Here is a 371-nt window from a genome sequence, read left to right on the forward strand (position 1 = left end):
CATCATATCCGGCTATCGCCCGCCAATGGAATCGCGATGGCCGTCCTTGCCGCTTCGTGGTTGCGAACTTCACGATTTGCGGCATATGCACATGATTATTCGGTGGATAACTGGTGGACTGCTGTGGACGGATGTGGATATCGTCTATATATCGTGTTTCGTTACGTTGCCAACCACGAGATATAGATGCCAATTTTCCCCATTTTTGTGGGGTGTGCATAGAAGTTATCCACATTCCCACCTTAGCGAAAACCTTGCTTTCCGCCGTTTTGTGCATATCCATGTGGATAATTCCCCAAGTTGTCCCCGAGTTACGCACAGACTTGGTGCGAGTTATCCACCGAGTTGTCCACAAATGTGGACAACTCGGC

At 49.3% G+C, this 371-nt stretch carries 1 protein-coding gene; it reads right to left on the reverse strand.

Annotated features, from left to right (window positions below):
• Positions 1–283: hypothetical protein (locus tag B3C64_RS03660; protein WP_291533812.1), on the reverse strand; the 283-nt coding region annotated here is incomplete at its 3' end.
• Between the last annotated feature and the right edge of the window lie 88 nt (positions 284–371).

Origin of the sequence: Bifidobacterium sp. UBA6881, assembly GCA_002451435.1 — a bacterium.
GTDB lineage: Bacteria > Actinomycetota > Actinomycetes > Actinomycetales > Bifidobacteriaceae > Bifidobacterium.